This window comes from Streptomyces sp. L-9-10, assembly GCF_004151105.1.
Lineage (GTDB): Bacteria > Actinomycetota > Actinomycetes > Streptomycetales > Streptomycetaceae > Streptomyces.
Genome location: NZ_PHRF01000016.1, coordinates 1 through 23,796, shown reverse-complemented (window position 1 = coordinate 23,796; position 23,796 = coordinate 1). Strand labels below are relative to the sequence as shown.

16 protein-coding genes are annotated in these 23,796 nt (G+C 67.5%); 5 read left to right on the top strand and 11 right to left on the bottom strand.

The genetic code is table 11. The features are described from left to right. Nucleotides 1-244: 244 nt before the first annotated feature. From CU044_RS03185 to CU044_RS03145, 9 genes are all read right to left on the bottom strand, one after another. Nucleotides 245-3,388, bottom strand: a complete 3,144-nt coding sequence (locus CU044_RS03185; protein WP_129766893.1) for a type I restriction endonuclease — start codon at nucleotides 3,386-3,388, stop codon at nucleotides 245-247. After that, nucleotides 3,388-4,632, bottom strand: a complete 1,245-nt coding sequence (locus tag CU044_RS03180) for a restriction endonuclease subunit S (RefSeq protein ID WP_129766892.1) — start codon at nucleotides 4,630-4,632, stop codon at nucleotides 3,388-3,390. Before CU044_RS03180 ends, CU044_RS03185 begins: the two co-directional genes overlap by 1 nt. Then, on the bottom strand, nucleotides 4,629-6,374 hold the full coding sequence (locus tag CU044_RS03175) for a class I SAM-dependent DNA methyltransferase (RefSeq protein WP_129766891.1): 1,746 nt from the start codon (nucleotides 6,372-6,374) through the stop codon (nucleotides 4,629-4,631). The genes CU044_RS03180 and CU044_RS03175 overlap by 4 nt, the downstream gene beginning before the upstream one ends. Before the next feature lie 812 nt (nucleotides 6,375-7,186). Continuing rightward, nucleotides 7,187-7,726 carry a Pycsar system effector family protein gene (locus CU044_RS03170; protein WP_129766890.1) on the bottom strand — a complete coding sequence of 180 codons (540 nt, stop codon included), beginning with the start codon at nucleotides 7,724-7,726 and terminating at the stop codon, nucleotides 7,187-7,189. Nucleotides 7,727-7,812: 86 nt separating this feature from the next. Beyond that, on the bottom strand, nucleotides 7,813-9,258 hold the full coding sequence (locus tag CU044_RS03165; RefSeq protein WP_129766889.1) for a DUF4407 domain-containing protein: 1,446 nt from the start codon (nucleotides 9,256-9,258) through the stop codon (nucleotides 7,813-7,815). Next, on the bottom strand, nucleotides 9,251-10,324 hold the full coding sequence (locus CU044_RS03160; protein WP_129766888.1) for a hypothetical protein: 1,074 nt from the start codon (nucleotides 10,322-10,324) through the stop codon (nucleotides 9,251-9,253). The genes CU044_RS03165 and CU044_RS03160 overlap by 8 nt, the downstream gene beginning before the upstream one ends. Beyond that, nucleotides 10,321-12,588 (bottom strand): hypothetical protein, encoded by a 2,268-nt coding sequence (locus CU044_RS03155; protein ID WP_129766887.1) that lies wholly within the window; start codon nucleotides 12,586-12,588, stop codon nucleotides 10,321-10,323. The genes CU044_RS03160 and CU044_RS03155 overlap by 4 nt, the downstream gene beginning before the upstream one ends. Continuing rightward, nucleotides 12,581-13,390: a hypothetical protein gene (locus CU044_RS03150; RefSeq protein WP_129766886.1), complete on the bottom strand. Its 810-nt coding sequence runs from the start codon at nucleotides 13,388-13,390 to the stop codon at nucleotides 12,581-12,583. The genes CU044_RS03155 and CU044_RS03150 overlap by 8 nt, the downstream gene beginning before the upstream one ends. Before the next feature lie 93 nt (nucleotides 13,391-13,483). Beyond that, nucleotides 13,484-14,197, bottom strand: coding sequence for a Crp/Fnr family transcriptional regulator (locus CU044_RS03145; RefSeq protein ID WP_240045309.1), 714 nt, complete (start codon nucleotides 14,195-14,197; stop codon nucleotides 13,484-13,486). Between the two features lie 335 nt (nucleotides 14,198-14,532). On the opposite strand from CU044_RS03145, the gene CU044_RS03140 reads away from it, so the two are divergent. From CU044_RS03140 to CU044_RS39985, 3 genes are all read left to right on the top strand, one after another. Next, nucleotides 14,533-14,811 carry a hypothetical protein gene (locus tag CU044_RS03140; protein WP_129766885.1) on the top strand — a complete coding sequence of 93 codons (279 nt, stop codon included), beginning with the start codon at nucleotides 14,533-14,535 and terminating at the stop codon, nucleotides 14,809-14,811. Between the two features lie 265 nt (nucleotides 14,812-15,076). Next, on the top strand, nucleotides 15,077-16,522 hold the full coding sequence (locus tag CU044_RS03135) for an FG-GAP and VCBS repeat-containing protein (RefSeq protein ID WP_129766884.1): 1,446 nt from the start codon (nucleotides 15,077-15,079) through the stop codon (nucleotides 16,520-16,522). Nucleotides 16,523-16,844: 322 nt separating this feature from the next. Next, nucleotides 16,845-17,756, top strand: a complete 912-nt coding sequence (locus CU044_RS39985) for a calcium-binding protein (RefSeq protein ID WP_129766883.1) — start codon at nucleotides 16,845-16,847, stop codon at nucleotides 17,754-17,756. Between the two features lie 176 nt (nucleotides 17,757-17,932). On the opposite strand, the gene CU044_RS03120 is transcribed toward CU044_RS39985, so the two are convergent. Both CU044_RS03120 and CU044_RS03115 read right to left on the bottom strand, forming a co-directional pair. Next, a complete protein-coding gene (locus CU044_RS03120; RefSeq protein ID WP_240045308.1) occupies nucleotides 17,933-18,799 on the bottom strand; it encodes an adhesin in 867 nt (288 codons plus the stop codon). Between the two features lie 237 nt (nucleotides 18,800-19,036). Then, nucleotides 19,037-20,014, bottom strand: a complete 978-nt coding sequence (locus CU044_RS03115) for a hypothetical protein (protein ID WP_129766880.1) — start codon at nucleotides 20,012-20,014, stop codon at nucleotides 19,037-19,039. 53 nt (nucleotides 20,015-20,067) lie between these two features. Between CU044_RS03115 and CU044_RS03110 the strand changes: the two genes are divergently transcribed. Both CU044_RS03110 and CU044_RS03105 read left to right on the top strand, forming a co-directional pair. Further along, nucleotides 20,068-21,399, top strand: a complete 1,332-nt coding sequence (locus tag CU044_RS03110) for a CapA family protein (RefSeq protein WP_240045307.1) — start codon at nucleotides 20,068-20,070, stop codon at nucleotides 21,397-21,399. 359 nt (nucleotides 21,400-21,758) lie between these two features. Beyond that, nucleotides 21,759-23,796 (top strand): HAMP domain-containing protein (locus CU044_RS03105; protein WP_129766879.1); only part of this gene is annotated, 2,038 nt, incomplete at its 3' end.

The following is a 23,796-nucleotide window of genomic DNA, read 5'->3' as shown; positions in this document are numbered from 1 at the left end:
AGCCGACAGGACACCTTGGCCAGATCTGACGGAGTCACGGTGCCGGGCAGGCGACGCTCGCTCGCCATGGTCTCAGTTGTGGTCTCATTCACCTCTGTCCAGTACCGTTCGCAGGCCCACCAGCCAGCAACCCCGCCGCTGGTCAGAACGCTCCCGCACACCCCCGAACCCCCAGACGAATAGTTGGAAAGCGTGTTGGGGGCGCGACCCCTCATCTGCTGGGGCGGGACATTCATGGCCGTACCTAAGAATCCACGTGCTGATCGACGGCTGCCTCGTAGAAGGCATCCGCTAGGGCGACGATGATCGAGTTGATAGCCGGGCCGTCAGTGAAGAAGTAGTCAGCCATCGTGTTGTGGGCGTCCTGGTTATCTGCGACCGCCTCCGAAACTGCTGCTTGGAAGTCTTGTGACTCCATGAACTGCTTCTTGGAGTTCACCCTGGTCTGGTTGATCAGATTCGGGTCGGCGAGCAACCGCTGGACGAGGCCCTGCACGAACTCCCGGACCTGGGACTCGGCGAACGATTCGGCGCCGAAGAGGTCGTTCATCTTGGCTATGACGACCTGGAGCGCGACGTACTTGGGATCCTTCTTCGAGCCCGTGCCGACGGCGCTGATGCCCTTCAGCTGTCCGTCGCCCACCAGTGAAATGTCGACCGCGATCGCTTTATCGTGCTTGACCCCGACCAGCACCACGTCGGAGAGGTCGACGTCGGCCGTCCAAGCGGACTCGGCGATGACCTTCTCCAGCAGGCGCAGGAAGATTGAGAGCATCTCCATGTAGGGGTCGCCGTAGTCGACGATCTGGGACATGAAGTCGTAGAGGCGTACGTAGGTGGAGACGTCCTTGCGGAAGAGGTCGAGCGCGTTGAGCGTGACCCTGTCCTCTTCCTCGATCGCTCGCGTGTAGCGGCGGCGGAAGTCGTGCTGCGCCGGGCTGATCGCTGCCGAAAGCGCGTTGTTGCCTTTCCGCGTCACCCACAGCTCGGCGACCTTGCGGACATCGTCCTCGGTGTAGATTCCGGCCTGGGCGAGCTTGGCAGCCAGGTGGACGACGACGTACGGATCGGTCTCGGTCTCCAGGGTCGCATTCTTGAAGTACGGCTCGAAGGCTGCCTTGATGTCCTCAGGCTTGTTGGCGAAGTCGATGACGAACGTCTTGCGCTTCTGCTCCCCACCAGCGGTGCGGTGGGTGCGGTTGAGCCGCGAGAGTGTCTGCACCGCCGTCACCCCTGACAGCTTCTTATCGACGTACATCGCCGAGAGCAGGGGCTGGTCGAAGCCGGTCTGAAACTTGTTGGCGACCAGCATGATTTTGTACGTGTCACCCTTGAAAGCCGCCGCCAGATCAGCCCCGGCGCCGGGATTCATGTTGCCCTCGGTGAACTCGTCATCCTCCGAGGGCTGCGGGCCCCAGTCGCTGTGCCAGGTCTCGTCCTCGGCCATCTGCACCCCGGCGGAGAAGGCGACCAACGTGCGGTAGCTGTACGAGGCGTCCTCGTCGCGGCGTCTGGCGATGTAGGCGTCGATGGCCAGCTTGTACTTCACTGCGGACTTGCGTGACCCGGTCACCACCATCGCTTTCGCCTTGCCTTCGAGGAGGTAGGCGACATTGGCGTGGAAGTGCTCGACGATGATCTGCACCTTCTGGCTGATGTTCGTCGGGTGGAGCTGCACCCAGCGCATCAGACCCTTGCGGGCCGCAGACTCCTCGACCTCTCCTCCGTCACCGCTTTCGGCCCTGCCGGCGATCTTCAACGCGGTGTCGTAGTGCTGGTATCCCTTGAGCACGTCGAGGATGTAGCCCTCCTCGATCGCCTGCTGCATCGAGTACAGGTGGAACTCGCACGGTTTACCGTCGTGCCCCTTGCGACCGAACAGTTCCAGCGTCTTGTTCTTCGGCGTCGCGGTGAAGGCGAAGTAGGAGATGTTCTCCGACTCGGCCCGCTCAGTCATCTCCGAGGCCAGCACCGACTCCACATCAACTTCGCCGCCCTCCTCGATCTCCTTCACCTCCTCAGCCGTCAGTACCTGCTTCAGCTTCGAGGAGATCTGACCCGACTGGGAGGAGTGCGCCTCATCGGCGATGACGGCGAACCGCTTGCCCTTCAGGCCGGCATCGGCTCGGATCTCGTCCAGCGCATGCGGGAAGGTCTGCACCGTTACGGCGATGATGAGCTCACCGTTCTTCAACGCCTGTGCCAGCAGGCCCGACTTCGACTTCGCGCCAGCCTTACGGACGTCCTCGGGGCTGATAGTCGCGACGATCTTGCCGGTACCGTCGATCTGCCGGATCGCATCCTGCAGCTGGGAGTCGAGCACGGTGCGGTCCACCACCACGATGATCGAGTCGAAGACCTTCTGGTCATCGACATGCAGCCGCGCCAGCCGGTGGGCAGTCCAGGCGATGGTGTTGGTCTTTCCCGAACCAGCCGAGTGCTCAATCAGGTACCGATGCCCGACACCCTCCTCCTTCACCGCCTCGACGATGCTCGTGACGGCTTCCCACTGGTGGAACCGCGGGAAGAGCATGCTTGTACGGCGCATCGACGTGCCGGTGGTGACGTCCCACTCCTCTTTGGTCTGCACGATCATCAGCCGACCGATGATGTTCAGCCAGGCGTGCCTCTCCCAGACGCGTTCCCACAGGTACGCCGTCGACGAGCGTCCGTCCGAGCCAGGTGGGTTGCCGGCAGCGCGGTCGAAGCCCATGTTGAACGGCAAGAAATGGGTCTTCTCCCCCTCCAGCCTCGTGGTCATCGCCGCTAGGTCGTTCGAGACCGCAAAGTGCACCAGGGCCCGGTGCCCGAACGACAGCAACGGCTCCGACCGCCCATTCGTCAACGGTTGGCGATGCTGCTTGTATTGGTTGACCGCCTCATCCACCGACTGGGTGAAGTCGGTCTTCAGCTCCACCGTGGCGACCGGGAGCCCGTTGACGAAGAACACCAGATCGATATTGCGCTGGTCGGCGGTCGAGAAGTGCACCTGCCGCACCACCCGGACCCGCATCGCCTCGAAGTGTGCCGTGGTCGTCTCGTTGAGCGACGTTTCCGGACGGAACTGCGCCATCTTCAACCGACCACCGCCGATGTACTGCACCCCGTTACGCAGGATGTTCAGCGTCCCCCCGCCGTGCTCCAGCGGCCGGTCGAGCGCCGCGGTTAGCACGTCGAGGAACTTCACCTGCGACCCCGCTGCCTTCAACGCCTTCTCATACGCCGGCCTCTGCGTCTCTTTCAGCCACGCGAACAGGTCCGCAGGGAACAGCGCCCGCTCTCGGTCGTAGTCACCACCATCACGGTCGTTCGCCGAATACAACCACCCGTGAGCCTCGAGGTACTCGCAGATCTCCGTCTCGAAGACCACCTCGTTGTGGTCGGCCATCACGCCACCTCTCGTACGTCGATCTGCCCCATCACCGCCGCCGTGATCAGCGCCGACCGCCGCTCGCGAGCGAGCTCGATGAACCCCTCAGTCTCTGTGCTGAGGGTGTCGATCTTCGCCATCTGTTCATTCAGATGTGCCGCGACCGATCGCTGAATCTCGAGCGAGGGAAGCCAGATGGGAGTATTTCGCAGAACGGATACTCGAATGTTCCCGGCCGCAGCACCGCTCATGGAGAGATGGAAATGGTCCTGGATTGACTTGGAATAGAGCTGCCAAAGCAAGAACTCACCGACACACGAGTTCGCGTCTACACGTAGAAGCACCATTCTCTGCCCCAGACAGATGGCGTCGGACGGGACCATCGACGCCTCACCTGCGGACCCGCCTTCTCTCGCGAAAACAACATCGCCCAGGGACGGAGATCCACCGGCATTCCGTTCGCGCCACGTCGCTTCGCTCACTCGCAAACCATGCCCAGGCCGATACCGGCCGCTTCGGACGGAAGCCGTGCGCACCGCTTCGAACGGACCATCGTCGTCTACAGCAGGCGTTGTGTGAGGACAGTCGACAACGTCAAGGCACGCGCGGACAATGCGGCTGTTCGACCCAGCCTTCGTGAATGCCCGATCGATGACAGCCTGCCGTCGCTCGCCGAGCATCTCGATCAGCCGGAGTTGCTCCTCGATGAGCGTGTCGATGCGGGCCGTCTCATGGTCGAGGTAGTTGGCGATGGCTCGCTGCTCCTCCAGGGGAGGCACGGGCAGCGGAAGATTGTCCAGGTCTGGCTGTTGCACGCGACGGTCAAACGTCGTCTGTGCCCGCGTGTAAAGGCGGTATTGATCAAGGTACGGCTGCGATCGCAACAGGTGATGAACGAACCGCGGAAGCAAGGCACCACGCGACCTGAAGACGCGGTAGTCGGGGCTGACTGCTCCTGCCCGCCGCGACACGCCGATGCCGCCGCCGATCAGCCACATCGGGTTAACCACAAGGTCGTCGGTCTCGGTGACGAGGTACTTTGGCAGGCTGGCTTCGGCTGGCTCCTGGCGCCCGCCCAGCTCAGCGCGCGCGACGACTTCACCTGTCGAGCGCAACGACAACATCTCGTGTGCGAGGTGGGCATTTCGTCGATCGAGTCGGTGGAACAAACCCTTAAAGCGAACCACGTCCCACGACTCGGGCCGGTTCTCAAGCAATTTAGAGACGGCACGGTGTGCACCGATGAGCGTCGGAGAGTTCATCCCTCGACCTCCCGCAGCAGGTCGAGGATCTTGGTGACCTGCTTCTCCAGGTCGGCGTCGATCTCGGCGAGCGAACGGGGTGGAATGTACTTATAGAAATGGCGGGTGAAGGGGATCTCGTAGCCGATCTTAGTCTTCGCCCAGTCGATCCAGGCATCGGGGACGTGTGGCTTCACCTCCGTTTCGAAGTAAGTCTGGATGACTTCGCACTCCCCTGCCGTGCCGGCGGTCGAGCCACCGTAGGTGAAGGGCACGTTCTCGGTGTCACGCTTCTTTGAGTCCGGCTTCGGGTTGCCCTTGCGGTCGACAACAGGGTTCCCGTCCTCATCGAGCAGTGGACGCTCAATGGTGATGGTCCAGTAGCCGAACTCGTCGTTACGCAGCACTTTGGCAAGGTCGGGATCGGCGTCCTCGAAGTCGGCGTACAGCCGCACGACCTCGGCGCGATCAGTTTCATTGATCTCGCGTCCCTTGGAGCCGAGGTTCTTCCGCATCTTGGTCCAGAACGACGTGCCGTCGATGAGTTGGACCTTGCCCTTGTGGTCAGGGTGCTTGGCGTTGTCGAGGATCCAGATGTAGGTGGCAATGCCGGTGTTGAAGAACATGTTGGTTGGCAGGGCGATGATCGCCTCGACGAGGTCGTTCTCCAGTAGCCACTTGCGGATGTTGGAGGGACCGGACTCGGCGCCTCCGGTAAAGAGTGGCGAGCCGTTCATGACGATGCCGACGCGGCCGCCGCCGTCCTCGGGTGCGCGCATCTTGTGGGCTAGATGGAGCAGGAAGAGCATCTGGCCGTCCGAGGTTGCGGGGAGTCCCGGCGCGAAGCGGCCGTAGGGGCCAGCGGAGTCGCGCTCCTCCTTGACCGCCTTGGCGTACTGCTTCCAGTCCACCCCGTAGGGAGGGTTGGACATGCAGTAGTCGAACTGGCGGCCCCTGAAGGCATCGTCGGTGAGCGTGTTACCAAAGGCGATGTTGGTCGCGTCGTGTCCCTTAGCGAGCAGGTCAGACTTGCAGATGGCGTACGACTGCGGGTTGTACTCCTGACCGTACAGGCTCAACTTCGCATCGGGGTTCTCGGCGAGCAGGTGTTCCTCTGCCAGGGAGAGCATGCCGCCGGTGCCGGCCGTGGGGTCGTACAGCGACCGGATGATGCTGCCCTCGGTGAGGTCGACGTCCTTCTCCGCGAAGAGCAGGTCGACCAGCAGCCGGATCGCGTCGCGCGGCGTGTAGTGGTCTCCGGAGGTCTCGTTCGCGGCCTCGTTGAACTTGCGAATGATGTACTCGAACGCGTCCCCCATGTCTGCGTTGGACACCACGTCGGGATGCAGGTCGACGGCGCCGAAGGACTTGATGATCTCGCGCAGGAGCCCGGCCTTCTCCAGCGCCAGAATCTCCTTCTTGAAATCGAAGTACTCGAACACGTCGACGTCGGCGGAGAACCGATCGATGTAGTCAGCGAGGTTGTCCGCCAGCCCGTCCGCATCGGCCAGCAGGTTCGCGAATTCGTAGTTGGACGTGTTGTGGAACGTCCTCCCCGTGGCCTTCTTGACCTCGACCTTGAGCCGGTTCGGGTTCTCGTACCTCGCAGCCAGCTCACGTACCGCCGCGCGGTCCGGCTCAAGGATGCAATCGAGCCGTCTCAGGATCGTGAACGGGAGGATCACTGTCCCGTACTGGTTGGGGCGATAGGGACCCCGAAGCTGGTCAGCGATTGACCAGATGAAGCTACCGAGCGTGCTCACAAGGTTCCTTACGGGAGTCGTCTAGCAGTGCCGATCACTTTGCCAGAGGCAGCAGCCAGCGTCCCATGGTTCAGCTATGGGACCCCTCGACGTGCTCTTGCCGATCGGCCAGGGTGCCTCCACGTGTTGCCGGATCGGCAACTCCGCAAGACGTTGGAAGATGGCAAGCGCGAACTGGGCGCGACAGACTCCACCACGGCGAGATGGAGATGCGTCGGCACGACACCGAGGTACCTCAGGCGCGTGAGCGATGCGTGAGCGGACTGCCCGATACAGGGCGGCACGAGCCGGATCAAGTGGCTCGCCGCGCGGTTCTGACCAGGGGAAACAGCACCGCGTGGCAGCGCCAGGCACCCCCCGGCAAGGATTCGATCCCACTCCTAAAGCGGGTGTCGCAGGTTCGAATCCTGCCGGGGGCACAGCACATTACGGCGCTGACCTGGGGTTTCTTCTCCAGGAAGGCGTTCTGTTCGGCCTCGGACTCCCCGTCCGGGGCCGTTTGCGTGAGCGGACGGATCGCCAGACCCTGACTTTTCTCCCGCCGGATCAGCACCATCCGGCACAAGCTCCGCCCGGACTTCCCATGAGACAAGGTCGCGGCGTCCGTGACCCGCAGCCGGTCGAGCCGGCAATGCTCGATCCTCATTCGAGACGAAGACGAAAGGGTTGTGGGTGCATCGGGGGTCAGACCCGTGAGTGGTTGTGGGAGCCGTTTCGGGTCTGGTCGGGCATTACCTCGGCAGCCATCGGCGTGCGGAGCTCGCTGAGCGCGTTGTGGTCGGATGGCCAGCCGTTCCTCAGCCGCCGTGCCGCTAGTTCGAGGCTCCCGTCACTATGCCCAGCAGCGCGAACGCGAAGAAGACCATGCCCCAGGCCAGTGCGTGGCGTATGCAGCGGTATTTGGTCCAGGCGATCTGGGACAGGATCGCCAGTTGGCTCAGGTCACGGGACATGGGGTCGGTGCGGCGGACTGTCCGCTCCAGGTGAGCGACCGACATCGCAAGCCTCGCGTCGCCGAAGTAGTGAGTTCGGGAGCGGCGGGGGTTTCCGAGCCGTGGGGTCATGGCCAGGCCCAGGAGAACGAGTGCCGGTACGCAAGCGGCACAGCTCGCCCAGAGGAGGAACTGCGGGACCGCGGCGTACTGTCGTAGGGCGATAACGTCGCTGCCGATCGCACCGAGCAGGGCTGTCAGGGCCGCGCCCAGGGACGCCAGCAAGAGGCCGGCCTTGTTGTCGGCCTTCGTGAGCTCCTCACGGGCCTCGGACAGCAGGATCCTGGCGAGTTCCGCGCCGCGGTCCGCTGCGGTGGCGGTGTCCGGGTCCATGTCGGCGTCGTCTCCGGGCGTGGTCATGTTTCCCCTCCGTACCGTCGGTGTCAGGCGGCCGCCCCGGCGTGCGGGGCGGCCGTGGTGCTGTGTTCCTCGTGCAGGCGGGTGCCTCAGACCGCCGTCGAGCGGCGGATCTCGTCCTCCAGCGCGTTCACCGCCTGCCGGACCCGGATGTTCATCGCTGCCCTGTGCTCCCGGAACGCCGCCTCCGACTCGGCGCGGTGACGCCGCACCTCCTGCTCGATGGCGTCCTGGGCGATCTCGAGGTTCGCCATGGCCCGGCGTTCGTCGAGCCGGACCTCCTCGTCGTGGATCTTGACGGCACTGTTGCTGGCGCTGGTGAGCATCCGGTCGTACGCGGATTCCCCGCTCAGGTACTTCACCAGTACGGGGAGTACGTCGAGGAGGACGAACAGCAGGCGGACCAGCCAGATGCCCACGAACAGCACGGGGTTCCCGGCCGCGAGTTGATCAAGTGCCCGCATCCGTTCCAGGACACCGATCTCTTTCTGCTTGGCACGCTCCTCGCCCAGACGCTGCTCGATGCCGTCGGCGCGGGCCTTGAGGAAGGTGCCGCGTGAGACGGTCTGCTCGGCCTCGATCCCCGAGATACGGCTGTTCATGTGGGCCAGGCGCTTCTCGTTCTCATCGGTGCGGTGTGTCGTCCGGTAGTCCTGTGCCTTGTCGCGCAGGCGCAGGCACTCGGACGTCCGCTGATACAAGCCGGTGGCCGCTATGCGGATCAGCCGGCGACACTCGTTCCGTACATCGGAGTCGATGGCCTCCAGCCTGGAGGTATCCCGGTCCACGCGCTTCTGCAGGACGGCGGCGTCCGAGCGCAGGGCGGCCAGTTCCTCGACCCGTTCGCCGGGTGTTTTGCCGAAGGAGAGGACGTAGTTCCTGTCGCAGCCCTCCGGCGTGACGGTCTGCGTCGTGGACGGTACGGGGTTGCAGCGGACCAGGTTGGTACGCAACTGGTCGATCGTGTCGGTTCGTTCGTCGGCCACGCGTTGCTCGATCGCCGTCTGGAAGATGCGCAGTACCAGGGGCTCGGCGATCACCATGCCGAGCATCAGCGCGATCAGCAAGCGCGTGAGAAGAGGTCCGACCCGTCGCCGCGCGTTGGGCTGTGGAGTGACCAGCCAGCGGTCGAGGTTGAGCACGAACAGCATCCAGATGACCGTCGGGACGAGGGCCATGATGGAGACCCTGCCGAGCGCCTCGGTCGCGAAGTTCCACATGGAGAACGCCGCGATGACAGAGGTGCCGAGCACCACCCCGCCGAGGGCTGTGTACTTGCTCCGCTCGTACCTGACCCTGGCCAGCAGTCCCTCGTCGACGCCGGTGAGGGCACGCAGCCGTCGTGCGATGTCGAAATCGACGGGGCGGCGGGCGGCGAGGGCCTCGTGACCGGTGGTGCGGGCGGCGGACACATCCTCCGTAGTGAGGGTGGTCGTCCGGCCGCTTGCAGTACGCGCGGCGGCATCATCGCCAGTGTCCCGGCCGCCCGCCGCCGTGCCGGGGGCCGTCACCTGGTCCGTCAGGAAGTCAGTCAACGAGATCGTCCTCGTCCTCGACGAGACCACCCTGCGGGTCGCGTGAGCCGTCCCGGCCCGTTCCCGTGCGGAAGGAGCGCGCCTGCCCCGACTCGACCATGCGGGTCGTACCGGCGGCGGTTCCGACGCCGGTCGCGGCCTGGCCGCCCGTCTCCTGCAAGACCTGTTCCAGTACCTGGTGATAGTCGACGTACTCGCTGCCGCCCATCTGCCGCAGCAGCGTCAGCAGCATGTCGCGGCGTATCTGCGCCTCCGCCGTCTCCCGCGCCTGCGTGTGGGCCCGGTCCGACGTCTCGGCCTCGTGACGGTGGGCCGACTCCTTCTCGGTGATCCGATGGATGCGGGCTGCGGCCTCGGTGACGTCGATCTCCTTCCGGGTGATGCCGAAGGCGTCCACGTGGTCGGACCCCTGGGAGAGCAGTTCCGCGATCCGGAGTGCGTCCTGCGTCTCGAAGTCGCGCTGCCCCTTCTGCAGTTCCCATGAGCGCCGCTCGTCGCGCAGCTTCTGCTCCCAGTCCCGCAGGTCGTCCGACGCGTGTACTTCGGCGCTGACGAATTCCACGCTCATGCCCGTGACCCGTGGCGGCACGATCGCGCTGTAGGCGGTCATACGGTGACTGACTTCGGTCCGTACCGCGTTGACTTCCTCCACGCGATGCCCGGCGCTCACCCGCGGCAGGTCCCCGTCGCCCACCAGGTAGGCGCGCAACGGGACGGTGACGTCGATGATGCCCTGCCGGGCGATGGCGGCCGGATCGGTCACCTGACAGGTGAAGGACGCCCGCACCGTGAAGTTGTCCGCTTCACTCACAGACGGGAGCGTGCGCTCCACCTCGACCAGGCGCGCTCGGGTGTCGACCATGCTGACCGAGGAGGCGTCGAGTACGTCGGGGTGGGACGGGTCATACACCATGCCCTCGGGGAACGGGCGGTAGTTCCCGCCGACCCTGAAGACGTGGACCGCGCCGGGCGGCAGCTGCGGCACGTCGTCGCGACGGCGACGCCGAGACCACCAGGTGCCCTGGACCGTGGCCAGGATGTGCTCGGCGATGACGGGGTAGTTCACTTGCTTCGGCCTCCTTGAGCGGAAGTGAAGGGAGGAGTGGATATGAGGGACGCGGTGGCGCGCCGGGAGTCCGCCGGCGCTCGGCCGCGCAGTGATCCAATGAGCACCTGCGCCACTTGGCGGGCGCCGGGAATCGCGTAGTCGGGGTGCTTCAGGGCAATGGACAGGTGGTGGCACAGCGCGGCCCACTGGCGCTCGCTCATGGCTTTCCGCATCGCCTCACCGAGTTCGCGTACGGCGTCGGTGACGGACGGGTCGTCCCGCAGTTGCACCAGCGTCCGGCACAGCGCGCCGACGGCCCGGCTTCGGTTGCCGCTGTGCAGGACATCCGCCCACAGGGACCCCAGGTGGCGGGCACTGTCCGGGACGGTGGTCAGGAGTGCCGCGGTGACGGGTTCCGGAGCCTCCAGCCGGGCGGCTTCCAGGAGCTGAACGGCGGCCCGCAGCGCGATCGACCGCTCCCGGGACCCCGGCGCAGTCCTGGCGATCACCGTCCGTACGTACCGGAGGATGAACAGCGCGCGCTCGGGGTCCTGATCGGCGGTCTGCAGCAGCAGAACCAACGAGCGGTGCGCCGAGAACGCGATCCGCTCCCCACGCTGTGCCAGGAACCAAAGCCGTTTGAGGGCCTCCAGGCGGTAGAGGGCGCCCAGGCGGCCCGTCAAGGCCATGGCCGCCGTCACGGCACGGCGTGGCCCGCTGTTCTCCGTCCAGCTCAGGGCGATGTTCAGAGCCTGCGGCGCGAGATGCTCAACGTCGCACATGAACTGCAGCGTCAGCGCGGCGGTCACTCGCTGACTGGTGAGTCCTTCTGACCACGCCTTCAACATGCTCTCGTCGACCTCGACAAGCGCGTACCGGGCGAGGAGCGCTACGCCGCGGGCCACCTCCGTACGAGTGCCCAGGTCGCCCAGCAGGGCCAGCTCACCCAGCCAGCGGCGCAGCGGGTACCAGAGCTCGTAGCCGTACAAGTCGTGCAGCTCCGCGATGACGAACTCGCGGACACGAGGCTCGGTGAAGACAAGATGACGCTCGCTGCGCCCGGCGTTCCGGCTCGGCCCAAGCCGGTGCTCGACCGTCACGAGCCCCTCCGCCCGCTCCTTCCACCGGGCCCGGGACTGCTGGGCCACCGCACCGTGCAGCGCCGTCCTGTCCTCGTGGTCCGGCTCCGCTGCCGGTGTCTCACCGCTCAGCTCCCAGTTGCGCACGTGGGCGGCGAGCGCGGCACACTCCTTCTCGAACGTCCGCTCCGGGATGCCCTCCAGAAAGGCCAGGGCCGCGAGCGGGATCAGGTCGTCCGCGGACGGCTGCCTGCGGAACAGCTCCCGGACCAGCTCCCGGCACCGGTCCCGCAGGGTGTCCAGCGCCCTTTCCGCGCCCTGCTGGGACAGGACCAGGGCTGCGTCGACAACGTCCGCCGGACGGCGCTGTTCGCCGACCCGCTCCCGTAGCTCGCGCTCGGTGTCCGGCGCGAGGGCGACGTGAGGCAGCAGTTCCCTGCAGTGCTCGAACAACTCCACGGGGTCGGGAGCCCGCCATTCCACACAGTGGTCCCGCAGCGCCAGCCGCCGATGGGTCGTGCCGCCCGCAGTGATCACCAGGTACGACCCCTTGCGGCGCAGTTCCTCGCTCAGCCGCCCGATCGAGTACGCCTGCACGGCCTCGACATTCAGCTCGCCGACATAGTCGAGGATGACGTACCCCTGCCCCGGCTTGAGGTCCTTCGACACGGCCAGCTCGGCGAGGGCGTTGGCCGGCGACAGGCTGCGCAGCCCGGCCTCCTCGCCGAGGATCTCCCTGAGCAGGGCGAGGGATCCCGCGCCCCGGCCGCAGTTGTCCTGGCCGGTCAGCACAACGAAGGCGTCCTCGCGGAGTTTGCCGAGGGCCTCGTCGAAGCAGGGCTGCGGCGGGATGTAGAACCGCAGGGCGCGGTCCGACTCCTCGGGCTCGATGGTGCCGGGGGCGAGACCGGGGGACGAGACGGAGCCGAAGCCGAACGCCGCTCCGGAGGCGTCGACAACGCCGTAGAAGTTGTTGTTGACGAGCTGGTGGACGCGGCGGAGATCGTCGTAGCCCCGGTCGTCCTCCTCTCGTTCGTCCGCCTCCGGACGCCGCTCGGGAGCCGCGCCCGGTCCGGCATCCGGGCCGAGGCCGTCCTCCCCGGCTTCCGGCTCGCCACCGACGTCGTCCGGTACGGGCGCCTCGTCGGAAGGGGGTACGGGCGGTACGGCGGACCGGTCGTCCAGGTCCGGTTTGTCAGCCACCGGCGCTCCTGAAGCCGAAGACGGCGCCTCGGGCGTCCACGGGACCGGCGACATTGGTCACGTTGATCTCGTCTGCCCGGTACTCGTTGCTGATCCCCGCCCTGTCGGCTCCGCCCGTGGCGGCCGGTCCGGGCCGTGCTACCGCGGGCTTCCCGGACGCCGGGCTCTCGGGCCACCCCGTCTCCCCGGTCCTGGGCTCGTTTGAGGTGGCAGCCGGTGCGCCGAGCGCGGGCACACGCAGCCAGGCCGTGGCCTCGTACTCCTTCACCTGGACGGTGACGCGGGTGAAGTCCGCGGGAGTCAGGGTCGTGTGACGCCCCGCCACCGTGGACCGGAAGACATCGTCGGACAGCAACAGCACCAGGTCGGCCCCGGGGTGCGCGGCCAGGGCGTCGTAGAGCGGACGCGCGTTCAGCAGGCGCGCCGTGGCAACCACGGCCGTACCCGCGAAGCCGTTGTCGGCCAGCTCCACCAGTCCCTGGTGGATGACGGCACGCAGCCGCATGCGGGCCTCGGGAACTCGCTGAGCGTTGTACTCACGCAGCTCGGCGACGAGTTGGCGGATGTAGTCGTCGACCAGACGCGGTTCCTTGCCGTCGAGGGGCCGCACCGCCAGCTGCTCGTCGCCCTTGCTCTGGATCTGCCACTCCGCGCGGTCCAGGCCGGCACGCCTGGCGGCACGGTCGAGAAGCCGCGGCAGATCATGCTGGATTTCGGATTGTCTACGGTCGTTGTTGCTTCCGTAGCCCTGTGCGTCCACGGCGATGCAGGTACAGGGATAGAAGTCAGGCCACGCAGCCACCCGATCATTTCCTCTCTGGACAGGTGATGGGCAGACACTGCCCACGAGGTGCTGTCCGAGAGGCTAGGAGAGAGTGCGCGAAGTGATTCCGTATCAGTACGGGTTGTCAGCCACGACTTTGGCGAATTCGAGCAACTTCGGAACGTCACAGATGGTTATGTTTCGGTAACTGCGTTCCACCAGCCCCTGAGCTGTCAGGGCGGCCAGGTTCTTTTCGGCCGTGTTGAGCTTCAGGCCGGCCAGCGAAGCGAGTTCCTTTTGTGTGAGCGTCACGCCGAGGTCGCACCGCTTGCCGTCGCTGTCCGGATCGGGCTGGGCGTAGGCCTTGCACAACTCGGCAAGGACCCTGGCCAGCCGAGTCAGCGAGTCGTAGGCCTGGAATTCGATCCGGCGCAGGTTGGCCCAGCGCAGCCGGGCACACAGCATGTGGAGGATGGCCCGCATGGCGTCCGGATGGCGGGAGAGAAAGGTCTCCAGTGCCCGCACCTGAATGATCCGCGCGGTCACGTCACCGCACGCCACCACCGTGCCGGACCTGGGGCGCTCCTCGAAGGCCGCCATCTCACCGACCAGGTCACCCGCTATGCGGACGGCGAGCAGCATGTCGTAACCGCTCTCCGCACTCGCGACGACCTTCACGACTCCGCTCGTGATCAACAGGACGTGCCGACTCTCGTCGCCCTGCTGGAGCAGGGCGCGATGCGGCGGATAGGTCATCGGCGTGCCCTGGCTCAGGAGTTCTTGCCGCGTCGTGTCTCGCAACCGGCCGAGAAACGTGGACGGTGGCCACGCGTGATTCACCAGCACCCCCGATAATCGCAACTCCGCGGAGCGACGCGCCGCTCAAGCCTGACCATGCTGCCGTCGAGCCGAGTGCCGGCAAACAGGCAGGACGGGATGTGGCCTGTTTTCTTGCTTCTCTGCCAGAATTGACCGAACACACGTTCCTCGTGGAAGTAATGGAAGCAGGTCATCAGAGAAACGGTTATGCAAGCGTCAGCAGACCCTCCGGCAGAAATGTCCTCGGCCGGCCCCGAGACTCCTACCAACACCGCACGGTATCGGAGAATGTACGGATGGTCACCTGGCTCAACCGACCGTGGAGGTAGTGGAATACGACGGTCATGGGACAGGATGAGCCGGTGGCCAGATGGTTCCGCAGTTACTGGGATGAAGAAGACAGGTGGTTCTACTTCGAGGTCGGCGACGACGGGTGGGTGAGCCGGCAGGTCGAACTCGAAGGGCCCGCATTGCGCCCCGTCGAAGCCGCGTCGGCCGGGGAGGATGACGTCCGGTACGGCTTCACCGCCGAGTCGCCCGTCACCGGCTGGGAAGGGCATGTCGAAGAGCCTCTGGCCCTCCGGGAATTCGAGGACGTATGGGCCACGGCCCGGCGCTACCTCGCGGCACTCGAAGCGTGACGCGTCGTCCGTGGGTCCGGATCCTGTCGGGGGCGCTGCGCCGTACTGGTCTGGCCCGGGGTTTCGGTGGGGGCAGGGGGTCGAGTGCGTTCCGTGGGGTCCGTACAACCCCCGGGGCCCTTCGGTGGTCACATCTGCACCGAGCGATGCGCGTGTGCGGGGGCGGAGGCTTGGCAGATCCGGCCCCCCGGCATGTCGTCGGCTCGGAATACCGACTCGGACGGCCGCTACGGCGTCCGGCGTGCCGTAGGAGAAGAAGACACGCATGCAGCAGCACCTTCGCACCATTCTCGCGACCACCGCCTCGGCCGCCCTCGTCAGCGGGCTGCTTCTCGCCGCCGGGGGGAGTGCCGTCGCCGCGCCGTCCGGGGTGCAGGGCGACTTCAACGGCGACGGTTACCGCGATCTCGCGATCGCCGCGCCCCTCGGGAAGATCAGTGGAAAGGCGGGGGCCGGGTACGTGGCCGTCGTCTACGGCACCAAGAACGGGCTCGACAAGTCCAAACGCACGATCATCAGCCAGGCCACCACCGGTATTCCGGGAACGCCGGAGACGAGTGACTACTTCGGCGACCGCCTCACCACCGGTGACCTCGACGGGGACGGCTACACCGATCTGGTGGTCGGCGTGCACGCCGAGCGGATCGGCGACACCGACTCCTACGGCGTCCTCACCGTCGTCTGGGGCGGCGCGAGCGGGCTGAAGTCCGCCGTGGACATCTCGGCGCCGCTGCCGAAGTACCGGAACGAACTCGGCTGGGGCCTCGCCTCCGGTGACTTCGACGGGGACGGACGCACCGACCTGGCCGCCGTCAATATCGCCGCACCCGAACTGAACATCTTCAAGGGACCGGTCTCCCGGACCGGCAAGGCGGCGGGCCTCGTCGGTATCGACACGTCCAGCCAGACCGGCATCAACGCCGACAGGATCGTCGCGGGGAACGTCAACGGCGACGGCGCGACCGACCTCCTGGTCATGGGCCAGGAGGAGAGCGGCGACGCGTACCGGACCCGCAGCGTCCTCTACAAGGGGGGCAAGACCGGGCTCAAGGCGTCGAGCAAGGTCGCCGGGGGCTACGAGGCGGTCATCGCCGATGTCGACAAGGACGGTTACGGCGACATCGTCACCGGCAACTTCATGGAGAAGTCCGCCGACGAGCCGAACGGCGGCCTCGGAGGCGCGATCACCGTGACGTACGGCAGCGCCGCCGGGCTGTCCACCCGTACGCCGGTCCGCATCACCCAGGACACCACCGGAATTCCCGGCACCGCCGAGAAGGGTGACCGCTTCGGCTGGAGTCTGGCCGCGGGTGACACCAACCGCGACGGCTACGCGGACGTCGCGATCGGCGTGCCGGGCGAGGCCATCGGGAGCAAGCGGGCCACGGGCACGGTCACCGTGCTGCGGGGCTCCGCCAAGGGGCTGACCGGCACCGGTTCCAAGAGCTTCACGCAGGACACGGCGGACGTGCCCGGCGCCGCCGAGGCCGACGACCAGTTCGGCGCCTCCGTCGAACTCACGGACAGCAACAAGGACGGCCGCGCGGAGCTGGTGGCCGGCGCCTTCGCCGAGAACGCGGGCGCGGGGTCGGTCTGGCTCTTCACGTCCGGTACGAGCGGTGTCACCGCCACCGGTTCGACGACCTTCGGCGCCGCCTCGGTCGGCGGGCCCGCCGGTCTGTCGTACTTCGGCGACGTCCTCGCCGGATAGGGCGTAGTAGCGCGGCACCCGTCACAGGGGCCGGACCCGTCTGGGTCCGGCCCCTGTGACGTCCGTGCGTGGGTGCTGTCGCGGGCCATGTCGCTTTCCGCGCGGCATTCTCTTCGCTTTCATGAATTTCCGTTGAACCGCGATCGACGGCGCATTGCCGTATTGCCGCCCATCGGCCAAACATCGCTGGTCAGTGGATATTCCATGCGACTGCGCCACGGATGCGCGGATATATACCGAACCCGTTGGGTGCAACCAACTCCGATCCCAGGCGGTCACAACTAATTGTAAGAACCACATACGCCCCCACGGAGGTTTGCACATGCCCTCTCCCCTCGTCAGCCACCGGGTTGTACGTGCCGCATCGGCACTGACGCTGGCTCTCGGTACGGGGCTGGTCGCTCCGCTCCTCCTGGCCGGTACGGCCGGCGCCGCGGCGCCGGAGGCCACCGCCGCGTTCAGCGCGACCGACCACGCGATCCTCTACACGGCCGCCGCCGGCCAGACCAACAAGGTGAGCGTCACCGCGTCGAGGACCAGCGGCACCGCGGAGATCACCTATGTGATCGACGACTCCGTGCCGATCACCGCGGGCACCGACTGCGTCCATCCCAGCAGCGCGGACAAGACCAAGGTCTCCTGCACGGTCGCCACTCTGGACAGTCAGGACCCGTACCCCACCCTGAAGGTGGCCCTCGGCGACGGCAACGATGTCGTCACCTACCACAACACCACTGACGACACGTACTACTTCGCCTCCATCGACCTCGGCGTCGGCAAGGACACGCTGACCGAAACCGGCGGTGTCCAAGGCAACTCCGTCATCGGCGGAGAGGGTGACGACAGCCTCACGGTGGGCGAGGTCACCGTGGCCTCCGGTGGTGACGGCAACGACACCATCCGCGCCGCCCGCGGAACCATAGCCCTGGGTGGCAACGGCAACGACACGATCTACTCGAACGGCGACGACAGCGCCGCCGACGGTGGCGCGGGCGACGACGAGATCCGCGGCGACGCGGGCGAGCAGAGGCTGGAGGGCGGCGACGACAACGACACGATCCACGGCGGCGCCGGAAACGACTTCATCTACGGCGGGAAGGGCAACGACATCCTGCACGGCGAGGGCGGCGACGACACGATCTACGGGAACAGCGGGGACGACGAGCTGTACGGCGGCCCCGGCACGGACACCCTCTCCGGCGGCCCCGGCAAGAACGTCGTCCACCAGGACTGACGGCACCTGACCGCGCCTGACAGCACCTGACCGACAGAACCGGCCGCTTCACCAGACCCGGGGCACGGCGCGGCCCACCAGGCCGTGCCGTGCCCCGGCAGCGGCAGCGGCAGCAGCAGCAGCAGCAGCAACAGCAACAGCAACAGCAACAGCAACGGCAACGGCCCGTATCCCCGTCACGTGCAGTTGAGGTTCATCTGGGCCGCCGCGTGATGGGCTCCGTAGCGGTCCTCGCCTCCCCAGTCCCTGCCGCGGTCGAGGAGTTGGACCGAGAAGGACTCCCCCTCGACCCGGTAGCTGCCGACGCTCACCAGGCTGCCGCGGTGGGCGGTCTGGCGTACGCCGAAGGCCGCGTAGGCGGACGAGGTATCCGCGGGATCGCGGAGGACGCGGTAGACGGTGGGGTGGCCCGCGGTGTCGGCCGGGCGGCCACTGTCCGGGACGTAGACGGCCAGCGCGCACTTCTCGTACGCCTTGCCCAGCTTCCAGGACCAGGTCGCCGTGGAGCCGCGGTCCCGGGCGGGGCTGCCGGACATGGGGACGGCGGAGAAGCGGCCGTCGCACGAACCGCCCTCGTAGCCGCCGTCGGTGACGGTGTACCAGGCGGCGTCGCCGTTCTCGAAGCGGCCGTGTTCGGTGTACTCGCCCGAGGCGCAGCCGGGGCCCGCCCACGCCGAGTAGCCCGGGTCGTCGGGGTCGTGGGTCGCGGTCGGTGGCCCGGTCGGTGGCTCGGTCGGTGACACCGTCGGAGAGTCGTTCGGGGGCTCGGGCGAGGACTCGGTGGGGGACGCGGACGGAGACGCGGATGAGTCTCCGCCGCCCAGGCCCGGCAGTTCCGGCGGGCCGATCCTGGTCGGGAAGCCGCCTCGGGAGTCGGAGCCACCGCCCGAGCCGTCTCCGGAGCCGGTGACCATGGCGACTGTCGCCCCCAGGGTGCCCAGCGCCAGTGCCACCACCGCGACCGTCACCAGCGGGCGACGGCGCGAGCGGCGGCCGTCATGGCCCGTGTGCCGCTCGGGCCCGCCCGCGACGGTGTCGCACACGGGGCACACCACGCCCGGCAGCGCTGCTCCCCGGCCACTCCCGCACCGTTCGCACCTCATGCCGCCCCACTATGGGGGATCCCGCCACTCTCCGGCAGCGGAAGCCCGCGATTGGCCGGTGGGCGGCGCGGCGCCCGGCGTACGTACGCATCACGCATCACGCATCACGCATCACGCATCACGCATCACGCATCACGCATCACGCATCACGCATCACCAAGGCCCGGGTACCGGGAGTCAGCCCCCCGAACGTGCCTCCCGCTCCGTCGCCTTCGGCGCCGTCGTCTTCCGCTCCGCCGTCTTCCACTCCGCGACCGCCGTCGTCATCGCCGCCACCACCCGGCGTCCGCGGGCCGTGTCCTCCCGGACCGTACGGCTGAACTCCACGTGGATGAACGGGACTCCGTCGTCCGCCGCGAGCCGGCCCTGCTTGTTCGCGCGCCCCGCCAGCGGGCACTTGGCCGACCAGGCGCGGCACACCCGGAAGCCGTCGTCCGTCAGGGCCCGCGCCAGGGTGACGGCCTGCGGGCGGCCGTCGTCGCCCGCGCCCGTGGACACCACCGCGTCGTGCGCCCGTGCCGTCTTGTCCGCGAAGCCGTGGACCTGGATGCCGGGGAGCCCGCGGGCGACGAGTTCCGCGCAGACCGCGTGGAAGACCGTGTCGGTACGGTGCGCGACGTCCGCGGCGTTCCCCTCGCCCGCCATGCGATGGGCACCGGCCACGACCAGTACCCCGCCGGGGGCGCCGCGCAGCACGCCGAAGCCGAGGGTCTCGCTGTACGCGTCGGCGACGGGGTGCGGCACCTGCACCGAGAAGCGGGCGGGCGCGTCGAGGTCGATGTAGACCCGCCCCCAGCCGCGCGCGCCCTCGCGGGCCCGGTCGGCGATCTCCGCGTACCGCCGCCCCTTCACGGTGTCCCGGAGGATGTGTACGCCGAAGTCGACCTCGGCGAGCCTGCGTTCGGCCTCACCGCGCTTGCCGTCGAGATAGAGTCCGACCCCGGCGGCGACGGTCTCGCGCTCGACGCGGTTGGGCGGCAGGAAGCGGGCACCGGCCACGGTGTCCGTGGCGAATCCCGCGATCCGGCGTTCCAGATCGAGGTCGGTACCGTTGCCGGTGGCGGGTGCGGAGGGGTCGTCGGAGTGCCGGTCCAGGACCGGAGTGACGATCACCACAGCTGCCGCGATCAGGACCCCGACCAGCAGGCTTGCCATGATTGTTATCTTCACGGTCGGAGATCGTGTCATATGACGTTCAAAATACCTATGTGAAACAACCCCTCCCTCTGCTCCGCGGACGACTCCCCCTGCTCCGCGGACGACTCGCTCTGCCCCGCGGACGACGTGCCGACGGGCGTACGGCCCTCCGCACCGCCGCGACAGCCTGTCTCGCCGTCTGCCTCGCCACGGCCGTCGCGGGCTGTTCCGTCCTCGGTTCCGACGACGGGGGCACGGACGCCAAGGGAGGCGGAGGGCCGTCGTTCACGGTCGCCGCGGCCGGTGACGTACTGATCCATCCGCCGCTGACGGATCAGGCGACGAAGGACGCGAAGGCCATGGGAGGCAAGGCCGGGACGCTCGACTTCGCGCCGCTGATGGCCGGAGTGAAGCCGGTGATCGGCAAGGCGGATCTGGCGATCTGCCACATGGAGCCGGTGGTCGCCAAGAAGGGCGGGCCCTACGAGGGGCACCCGAACTTTCAGGTCCCCCCCGAGATCACCACCACGCTCAAGGGCGTCGGCTACGACACCTGCTCGACGGCGTCGAACCACTCGATCGACCACGGCGCCGACGGCGTGAAGCGCACTCTGGACGCGCTCGACGAGGCCGGTCTGCGCCACACGGGCTCGGCCAGGAGCGAGGACGAGTGGCGCACGCCACTCATCACCGAGGTGAAGGGCGTGAAGGTGGCGCAGCTCTCCTTCGCCTACGGATTCGGGGCCGAAGAGGTGCCCGCGGACAAGCCGTGGCTGGTCAACAAGACGTCCTTCAAGGAGATCGCGGCGGCCGAGAAGCGGGCCCGCGCGGCGGGCGCGGAGGTGGTGATCCTCAGCATCCACTGGGGGCGTGAGCACCAGAACGCGCCGAGCCCCCAGCAGATGAAGCTGGCCGAACGCATCACGAAGGACACCGGCATCAATCTCGTGATCGGCCATCACTCCCATGTCGTGCAGCCGATGGAGAAGATCAACAACACCTGGGTCGCCTACAGTCTCGGCAACCAGGTCGCCCGGCACGAGGTGCCCACCGGCCAGTCCGAGGAGGGTGTCATCGGCTGGTTCACCTTCACCAAGCGCGGCGGCACGTGGGATGTACGGGCGCAGTACGTGCCGACGTTCGTCGACATCCCGCCGGACCCGGAGGACCCCGAGACGCCCGACAAGCTGCCGGACGGCGCGGTCACGGACTACCGGCTGGTGGATGTGGCGCGGGCGCTCAAGAACGGCAAGCCGGAAGGCGGCACGCCGGACGAGGGGAAGAAGTACACCGAGGTGCAACTCGCCCGCTACCGGCTGGCCTTCGACCGTACACAAGGCACGATGCTGAACCGCGGTGCGTCGAAGGACGGGCTGACACCTCTTGAGGAGCCGCCCAACTAGGCTGATTCCGGCGGTTGTTCGGTCTGCCGGGGTTTCGGACGCGGATACCGCGCCCCAACGCCCCGCAGGCCGGAATCCCTTCGGTACGAGGCACCCTGACGGTAGCTTCCGGCCGGAGGTTCCGCGTGTCCGGTACGTAACATCTGTAATACAGATCACACGCGCGACTGTCTGATTTTGCACAACCATTCGACGGCGCGACCGGTCCTAATCTCGCGCGTGGGACGCGTGGGAACGGTGGGGGAAATCCCCCCGTCCCCCTCCTTCCCCCACACGCTCGTCTTTATCCGCTTCATCCGCCTGCGCGCACGCACGCGCGCGCTCCGGCGCTGCCCGCACCACGCTGAGAGAGGTACCCCATGGCCGTTTCGTCTGCGAAGCGGAGGCACAAGGTCCGCAGACGGGCCGACATGTCGCTCCTGGGCGGCATACGCCCACCGATCGCGGTCCTCTCGGCACTACTGCTCGCGCTGGCCGGCCTCACGGCCCTGGGCTTCGGCAAGCCGGAGAACGAGGCGCTCCCCAAGGCGGTCCGGATCTCCCAGCAGCACTTCGCCGAGGACGGCGCCATCGCGCTGCGGGCTTCGCTGGACGAGTCGATCACGGACCTCAGCCGGACGGCGGCCCTGTTCAACGCGGGCGATCCCGTCTCCGCCGACACCGTCCTCGACAAGCTCGGGAGCGTCTACCAGAAGTGGCGCGGCTCGGCCATCGTCGAGATCAAGTCCGGCAAGCTGCTCGCCGCGCGCGGTGAGAACGTGCCGCTCCTCGCGGTCGACCGGAAGAAGCTGTCCGACGAGGACGGGCTCGCCCCCCGGATGGTGCGGCTGAAGAACGGCGAGACCCGGCTGCTCACCTTCGCCCTGCTGTCGTGGGAGGGGCAGCCGCAGCAGCTTCTGGTCACCTCGAACAGCCTGAAGGTCCCCGGTATCAGCCTCGGCAAGTTCCGGGTGATCGCCGTGGCCGACTCGGACGGCACGATCCTCAGCAGCGACGGCCTCCAGATCTCCGCGGACACCGAATCGGAGAGCATCAAGGACGAGCTGAAGGAGACCGAGAAGCAGCTCAAGGCCTTCGCGAAGCTCGCCGCGCAGAAGTCCGGCCAGAACCCGCAGACGACCAAGGAGCCGGGCTCCGGCGGCTTCCTCGGCGTCAGCGGGACGATGACGGGCCCCCGGATCTCCGAAGAGCGCACGGTCGCCGGATACGCGACGCTCGCGGCGCCCGAGGCGGGCGAGAGCACCGACGCGACCGGCCTCGGTCTCTCCGTGGTCACGCAGGTCGCCGTCCCGGAGAACACCAGCCGGGTGAACGACCCGCTGTTCGGCCTGTTGTCCGCCGCCGCGCTGATCGTCATCGGGGCGCTCGCGGTGGCCCTGCTGCTCGGTACGGTCCAGCGCCCGCTGCTCCGGCTCTTCCTGGAGAGCCGCCGCCTCACCCGCGGCGATCTCACCCGGCCGGTGACCGTGCCCCGGTTCGGCGAGACGCGACGCATCGGGGACGCGCTGGAACAGCTGCGGCTCCAGCTGCTCGGCGCTCCCGCGCCCGGCGCGGGCCCGGCCACGGACAAGGGAACCGGAACCAGCGGCTCCAAGCGGCGCGGGCGGCGCGTCGGCACCCGCGCGCTGCTGGCCGGCGGCGGCATCCTGCTGCTGATCTGGTCCGCCCCGATGATGCTGCTGCTCAACCGCGCCGGGGACACCGCCGTCGTACCGCAGCAGCTCGTCAACGACCAGCGCGACCGCACCGACACCGTCACCGACCGGGTACGCCGCGCCCTCAACGAGGGCCACGCCGACCTGCTGTCCGTCGCCACCCTCATCGGCGACCAGACCGGGCCCGCGGACATGGCGAAGGTCCTCGAACGCACCAGGACCGAGCACCCGCGCTACCGCTCGCTGTACGTGCTCTCCGCCGACGGCTCGGTCCTCGCCAAGGCGGGCGACGACCCGCAGCACCCCGGCGGCAAGCGCACCAGCACCGAACCGATCGGCATCCTCAACACCGACGCCAAGGAACCGCAGGTCGCCGGATACGCCGAACTGCCCGGCCGGGACGGCGCGCTGGTGGTCGGCGAGTTCCGCGTCGACTTCCTCAACTCGCTCCTCAAGCGGCCCGGTCTCGGCCAGATACGGATCGTCGACGCCGAGCGCCGGACCGTGGGCTCCAACACCGGCTACCGCGCGTTCCAGAAACTGCCCTCCAGCAGGCTCGACTCCCTGGTCGAGGCCACCGGCCAGAAGGTCGGCCTCGGCACACGCCCCAGCGGAGTGCTCTTCCGCGACGACGACGGCATCCAGATCGCCGCGGCCGCCCCCTTCGCCGGCGGCGGAGCGGCCAAGTCGCTCGGCTGGACCGTCGTCAGCTGGCAGCCCGCCTCCGCCCTCGCCATCCCCG

Bases quoted from the DNA above. Each gene is read 5' to 3' on its own strand.
- CU044_RS03185 (WP_129766893.1), bottom strand. From the start codon at position 3,388: ATGGCCGACCACAACGAGGTGGTCTTCGAGACGGAGATCTGCGAGTAC.
- CU044_RS03180 (WP_129766892.1), bottom strand. From the start codon at position 4,632: ATGAACTCTCCGACGCTCATCGGTGCACACCGTGCCGTCTCTAAATTG.
- CU044_RS03170 (WP_129766890.1), bottom strand. From the start codon at position 7,726: ATGACCACGCCCGGAGACGACGCCGACATGGACCCGGACACCGCCACC.
- CU044_RS03135 (WP_129766884.1), top strand. From the start codon at position 15,077: ATGCAGCAGCACCTTCGCACCATTCTCGCGACCACCGCCTCGGCCGCC.
- CU044_RS39985 (WP_129766883.1), top strand. From the start codon at position 16,845: ATGCCCTCTCCCCTCGTCAGCCACCGGGTTGTACGTGCCGCATCGGCA.
- CU044_RS03115 (WP_129766880.1), bottom strand. From the start codon at position 20,014: ATGGCAAGCCTGCTGGTCGGGGTCCTGATCGCGGCAGCTGTGGTGATC.